At 54.5% G+C, this 2,797-nt stretch carries 4 protein-coding genes; 1 reads left to right on the forward strand and 3 read right to left on the reverse strand.

Going from position 1 to position 2,797, the window contains the following annotated elements; genetic code table 11:
- Positions 1-39: 39 nt before the first annotated feature.
- Positions 40-477, forward strand: coding sequence for a PIN domain-containing protein (locus NZK35_RS34145; protein WP_259637007.1), 438 nt, complete (start codon positions 40-42; stop codon positions 475-477).
- Between the two features lie 83 nt (positions 478-560).
- On the opposite strand, the gene NZK35_RS35070 is transcribed toward NZK35_RS34145, so the two are convergent.
- From NZK35_RS35070 to NZK35_RS34155, 3 genes are all read right to left on the reverse strand, one after another.
- Positions 561-827 (reverse strand): type II toxin-antitoxin system RelE/ParE family toxin, encoded by a 267-nt coding sequence (locus tag NZK35_RS35070; protein WP_407699874.1) that lies wholly within the window; start codon positions 825-827, stop codon positions 561-563.
- A gap of 14 nt (positions 828-841) precedes the next feature.
- Positions 842-1,078, reverse strand: coding sequence for a ribbon-helix-helix domain-containing protein (locus NZK35_RS34150; RefSeq protein WP_259637008.1), 237 nt, complete (start codon positions 1,076-1,078; stop codon positions 842-844).
- A 311-nt stretch (positions 1,079-1,389) separates the two neighbouring features.
- The gene (locus NZK35_RS34155) at positions 1,390-1,737 is read right to left on the reverse strand and encodes a reverse transcriptase domain-containing protein (protein WP_259637009.1); all 348 of its coding nucleotides are present in this window, start codon (positions 1,735-1,737) and stop codon (positions 1,390-1,392) included.
- Between the last annotated feature and the right edge of the window lie 1,060 nt (positions 1,738-2,797).

Consider the following 2,797-nt stretch of genomic DNA (forward strand, 5'->3'; position numbering starts at 1 on the left):
CGCGGTGACCACCGCTGTTCTCTGTGTTAGGCTTTGCGTATGGATACCGTCTACATCGAAACTTCAATTGTCAGTCACGCAACTGCTTGGCGGAGTAGTGATCCCGTCGTTGCTGCGCTGCAATCTCAGGCGAAACGTTGGCTTGACGAGCAAATGTCGCTGCATGTCGTTTTGACCTCCCAGTTGGTAATTGACGAAGCGTCGCTCGGAGATGCAGATGCCGCATCGCGGCGGCTCGAAGCTTTAGACGGAATTCCCGTTTTGCCCGTCAATCCTGATGCGGATCGAGTCGCCGACGCAATCATTGCAAACTCGATGATGACTGATAACCCAATTCTCGACGAACTGCACGCTGCACGACAGCAGTTGCTCAGCGAGTGCGGAGGCGATACCGCGGAGTATCTTCGTCAGGCCGCAAAACGATTGAGTGATTCCGGACGCCCGATCGCAAAAGTGAAGCAGAGAACAAAGGCATGAACGCGGAGCCGCCGATCGCACGTTTTCAAATCGAGCATCAACCGCGGCGGCCCGCTGATCGCCACCGTTCCCTTTTAAAGAGGCTACAGATCTCTACTTGCGTCGAGAATCCTAGCAACTTCAATTCCGATGTTGCTTGGTCTAAAGAAAATGACGTAGCGGCTTACTGTGAATGACCGACAACCTGGAACGCCAAATCCGGTCCGCACTTCCCCTAGTCCTGGGTTCTCGGCGAGTGTTTGGCATGTTGACTGAATTCGGTCGAGCATCTTGATTGCGGCCGTTACGTTCTGGGATGCAATGTAATCGCTGATCGCTTCGAGGTCCGAGTGTGCATCTTCGGACAGCACAAATGTTGACAATGCTATGTACCTTCGCGATCTAGCAGTTTCGTGCGAAGCGCGTTGATCGCAGTTGGGCCGTCGACGTGACGCCCTTCATCGAGCTGCTCGAAGCCGTGTTTCACTTCGTCGTTAAGCGATTCCTTCGCCTTGAGTAGCCGAAGTCCCTCTGCTAGAACTTCCTGAGCTGAAAAGTACCTGCGCTGAGCGATGAGTGACTCGATGAATGGTTCGAATTCAGGGGGGATCTGTGTCGGCATTTTAGGTCTCCATAGGTACCAAGATTTTACCATGGATCATTCGTTTTTGGAAATGTGTCCTTTCGGGCTGGCGGGAAGGGGAACCATGCCGATCGGGATAGGGACCCGGATTGCTCCGGGTTCCCTCCCACACCACCTAGCATGCGGGTCCGCACTAGGCGGTTCGCCGTTTCGGAGCAAGCGAGCTCCATCTTTCTTCAAGCGTGAATAAGCCTTGAGACTGCAGCCAAGCGTTCGATAAGGCTCGGTGAACGCCAGACGTCGTCGAGAGACGCCATGGACCCTTGCCCGAGTGGGCCGGAGGGTAGGCTTCATCGTAAGAGACTCTTCGGGCTCACTCGGATCTGGCCGCCGAAACCATGGAATTGGTAGCCGAGGAAATCGACACCGGCGGTTCGGCAGACGCGACTTTTGTCGCGATTGACGACCAGTTTCAGTGTCCCAGTGAGATAACGTTCCACCGAGTGGAAAACACGGCGGGCCGAGCGCTCCGATCGTACGAAGATCAGAAAGTCGTCGGCGTAGCGAACAAAGCGGAGACCCCGTTGCTCAAGAACCTTGTCAAAATCATCCAACAAGATGTTGGCCAACATCCGCCCCACCTTTCGGGCAAGCCCTACTCGCGGGTACGCGTCTGAGATCTCCCAAATAAGGGACATGATCTATCCCTGCCCAAGCTCCACATTTACCTACGCTCTTTCTTCCGGTTTGGCTTCGCGGTCAGCAGCCCGCTGGAACGCCTTGGGTCGCTCTGCGACGAGCCTGGAGTCGTCGGCCTCGTATGAGGTTTCTGTTCGTAACCTGGCAGGTCTCGGCGAGAATGTGGTCAACGGCGTGATTCAGGTTAACGCTTGCGCACACATTCCTAGGCTTCCTCTCCACGGTCTGTTGCCTCGCCGCAGTTGCCCTCGCCTCGTACTGTCTTTCGTTAGAGATTCATTTGGTATACTGACTCCAAGAAAGGAACCGGAACGAAGTACAGGGGACTTTCACCCCACAAGATCACGCCCATGTTGGGCGTACTGCACACGCAGGCACGGAGTTGGCGTCAATCGAAAATACAATGTCGTTCGCCGTGCCGCGGTGAACGGTGGACGTTCGTCGACAAAATGAATCCTCGCCACTCCGTCTTGTTGATCGTTACTGTTGTATCTTTGGCGAGTCCTCTACTCGGCTGTCGCCCCGAGTCACTGCCTCGATCGTCAACGCAGAGCGACTACGTTTATCCTGACGCGCCAATCGTGACCGACCCGATTCCTGGGACGATTGCATGGGACGTCGACGACCTAGTGATGCACGAATACGCTCTAGATTCGCCAGATCGAATCCGCGTTTACTACTTCACTCGCTTTTGTACAATAATGAGTGCACTCGGGTCGAAAGACGCTCCAGATTCAGAGACGCATCCCATCCTTCACTGGAAACTTGACAACCGAGGTTGTGTGCTGATATCGGACGATGCTGACGGTGACGTGCACACGACATTAGCTCTAATAGCGATCAGTAAGAACCAAGCCGAGGTTCTCAATGTTGGGACCGGCGAACATGAGACGTACAAGCGTCGCATGACGGACTAAGTTGCGACGAACCATGCGATGAAGCGAAGTCGCGGAGTCGTCGTTGTTGACAATGGAAAATCAATCGCCGCGACTCGGTTATCGCTACCGTTGAACTTAATCGAATTGCTTTCCGCTTCGATGGTTGACGTGCGCTCACGGT

It is taken from the genome of Stieleria sedimenti, from assembly GCF_025060895.1.
Taxonomy (GTDB): Bacteria; Planctomycetota; Planctomycetia; order Pirellulales; family Pirellulaceae; genus Stieleria; species Stieleria sedimenti.

Excerpts from the sequence above, each read along its gene's own strand:
- NZK35_RS34145 (WP_259637007.1), top strand. The coding sequence starts at position 40 with ATGGATACCGTCTACATCGAAACTTCAATTGTCAGTCACGCAACTGCT.
- NZK35_RS34150 (WP_259637008.1), bottom strand. The coding sequence starts at position 1,078 with ATGCCGACACAGATCCCCCCTGAATTCGAACCATTCATCGAGTCACTC.
- NZK35_RS34155 (WP_259637009.1), bottom strand. The coding sequence starts at position 1,737 with ATGTCCCTTATTTGGGAGATCTCAGACGCGTACCCGCGAGTAGGGCTT.